3 protein-coding genes are annotated in these 2929 nt (G+C 37.8%); all 3 read right to left on the bottom strand.

Annotated elements, in window-relative coordinates:
• Positions 1-73: 73 nt before the first annotated feature.
• On the bottom strand, positions 74-790 hold the full coding sequence (locus tag Q0L68_RS18955) for a hypothetical protein (RefSeq protein ID WP_296705818.1): 717 nt from the start codon (positions 788-790) through the stop codon (positions 74-76).
• 3 nt (positions 791-793) lie between these two features.
• Positions 794-1945, bottom strand: coding sequence for a serine hydrolase (locus Q0L68_RS18950; protein WP_296705817.1), 1152 nt, complete (start codon positions 1943-1945; stop codon positions 794-796).
• A gap of 97 nt (positions 1946-2042) precedes the next feature.
• A complete protein-coding gene (locus Q0L68_RS18945; protein ID WP_296705816.1) occupies positions 2043-2840 on the bottom strand; it encodes a LytTR family transcriptional regulator DNA-binding domain-containing protein in 798 nt (265 codons plus the stop codon).
• Between the last annotated feature and the right edge of the window lie 89 nt (positions 2841-2929).

Raw genomic sequence — 2929 nt, 5'->3', positions numbered from 1 at the left:
TTGAGAGGAAAGTGATTTTATCTATTGTTGTAGAACGTATTTGATTTGCTTTAGAACCAAGTCTGCCAATACTTTAAAAAGTATTGCGCCTCATATATGTTCGTTCTATCGCGCGATTACTATCAGAAATACCGGTCATTACTAATTCTTTATTGTTAACCTCTATTCTCCAGCTTTCTGGATTTCCATCTTCCTGGTGAGGAAGTAAAGTGATCTCTGGTCTGTGTCCATTAATGTGCCAATAACCAGTCAGCTTTTTTCCTTCTGGATTAAAATTGATGTAAATCCTATCCCACCGAATGAAAAGTTTGTGTTTATTTTCTTTATCAAAATCACCTATTATGGATTGTCCATTTTCAGTGATTTTCTCTAAATCCCACATGCCCTCGAGATAGTCTGCGGGGGACATAGGCAGCTTTTCAATAGGAAGTAAAGTCACCTTAACGGACATCCCTTCTTCCTCTCTTTCCCAAACCATTTTTTCATTATCAAACGATACAGAAAAACCGCCAAATTCGTCCATAACATCCAAGGAATCTGTGGCCGTGTAAAGATTTGCATCTGCATCATAATTCCAATTGCCTTTACTACTTTGCAACCAACCGTTTCCCCCTTGGTAAGTATCGTCTGCGTTTAATCTAAACCACTTCGCTACAGGGGTCATATTTTCTTCTCCAACGCTTACTTTTTCTACTTCCCAAAGGCCGACCATCGTTTCTTTTTGGGCAAAGCCAGAAAATGAAACGAGTATAAATGCGAGTATTACCAGAGTATTCAATTCTTTTTTCATTGTTTATTTAATTAATATTTCAATTATTTTTTGTGCGAGTTGCATTTCGTTAGTCTTGTCCCCCACATTGCTTAAAAAGCTTATGACGTATTCTCCACTATTGATATTGATAAGCATGGATTTATAGCCATCTGTGCTTCCACCATGAATGATATAGGGCTTTTCAATACCCAAATCGCCCATCTCACTCTTGTTTTCCTCATCAAAAATGACCCAGCCATAGCCATAAGAAATCGATTTACTGATTCTGGCTTGGTGATTTTGCTTCATCAGCTTAAGGGAGTTTTCCGTCAACCAACCAGGATTATCCATTACTTGTGCCCACCTGTTCAAGTCAGAAGCCGTAGAGAATATTCTCCTGCTTAGGCTCAAGTCTATAAAAGGAGTTTCCATCCACTGATTTGTGGCTTCTTGGTAAGTATAAGCTTGCGCCAATTTGGGAATCACTGTTTCGTTGAAGCCCTCTGATACAGTATTTTTCAGGCCTAAGGGGATCGCCAATTTTTCTTCTAGGACCTGAGCAAAAGGTTTTGAATAGGCCTCGGCAATAATGATCGCGACGAGATGATAGGCAAAGTTGCTGTAGTAAAATTGCTTTCCCGGTTCATTTATGGGTTCAATTTGGCTGATGAAATCCACATACCCTTCATTGGTAAATCGCGAACGTTTGAATTTCAGGAAACTATCCTGTCGCAATTCTTCGGATACACCATCATAATCAGCCAACCCTGAGCTATGACTCAATAGATGATGTAGGGTTATTTCTGGGTGGAAATGTCCTTTGTATGAAAAGTCAGATAGTAAATCCACTAACTTATCATCAAGCTTTAGCAGTCCTTCTTCTACAGCCTTGAGGGACAATGCCGCAATCATAGATTTATTTACAGAGGCGATATCGAGCTTTACTTCTTCATCAAATGGAATACCCCAACTTCTATCTGCCTGTCCCAAATAGTTTTCATAAATCGTCTTCCCATGTTGAGTAATTACTACACCACCTTGAAAAAGGTCTTGTGCATAGCGACTTCTAAAAAGCGAGTCAATCCGTTGGTCTGCGGTTGAAATTTTGCTTTCGGGCGGGAGGTTTTCTTTTGACTGACATCCAATAATTATCGTGATCCCGAATACCAAAAAAAGTAAGAATAGCTTTTTCATTGTGTTTTCTCTTTTCACAAATATGAAAGCTAAAAGCCCTCTTTAACAAACTAAAAGGTTGTTGAGGGATGAAAATCACTCATCAGTGACGAAAGAATCACTCATCCAGAAATTGAGGCTGATATTGTTTTGATACAGGTACACTTGTTCCTTTCACTTCGAGAAAAACTTTCCCTTTGAGTTGCTTCACAGCCTGAATGTTGAGTCTATTTACCAAATAACTTCTATGCGTTCTTTCAATTTCAGGATAAGCTTTTAGCTCTTGTTCCAAATCTTTGAGAGGCTTACGGATGAGGTGATGTTTGCTTTGCCCATTTAAAGTGTATGAAATCGTAATGTAGTTTTCGGATGAATTGGCATACAAAAAGTTCTGCAGCTTAATCTTCAATTGTTCTTTCCCATTTTCAGATTGAAAGGATAGGTAAGAGAGGTTTGGGTTTTTGGGAGCTGTAATTTTTTTTAATACTAAGTAAAAGGAGAGGGGCACCACCATCATGAGGGGGAACTCTTTCATAATAAATCCATATGCCTCGAGATTCCACTCTTGCCAATTCCAAAAGAAATTGAATAATATAAATATGAGTTGGCTTCCTAATAACACCAAACTTAAATACCACATTATCGAACTCCTAAGACTAGTAATATCCAATTTTGGCTTTAGCCAGATTTCGAAAGCAGTTAGATAAGCAAAGGTTAATACACCAAAACTCAAACTTCGGAATAGGTGGGAATGTCCTGAGTAAGAAATACCTTCTTGTATACCATATGCTCCGAAAAAGTACAAAAAATAGAAAACTGAAAAGCCAGAAATCAAACCAAGGATAATAGGGAAAAACTTGATTGAGAATAGTTTATTAAATGTATTCACTACTAATATTGAAAATCCCTTGGCCATTTTACGCTAAGCTGTTCTTAAGATAGTCTCTAGGATCTCTTTATTTACTTTTTTCCACAAGTAATTTATGGCCTTGCCTTTTGAACTGT

The organism is Algoriphagus sp., assembly GCF_024642405.1.
In the GTDB taxonomy this organism is placed as follows: Bacteria; Bacteroidota; Bacteroidia; order Cytophagales; family Cyclobacteriaceae; genus Algoriphagus.
Note: the sequence above shows the minus strand (reverse complement) of the source record. Positions and strands in the feature narration are given on the sequence as shown.

Bases quoted from the DNA above. Each gene is read 5' to 3' on its own strand.
- Q0L68_RS18950 (WP_296705817.1), bottom strand. From the start codon at position 1,945: ATGAAAAAGCTATTCTTACTTTTTTTGGTATTCGGGATCACGATAATT.
- Q0L68_RS18945 (WP_296705816.1), bottom strand. From the start codon at position 2,840: ATGGCCAAGGGATTTTCAATATTAGTAGTGAATACATTTAATAAACTA.
- Q0L68_RS18955 (WP_296705818.1), bottom strand. From the start codon at position 790: ATGAAAAAAGAATTGAATACTCTGGTAATACTCGCATTTATACTCGTT.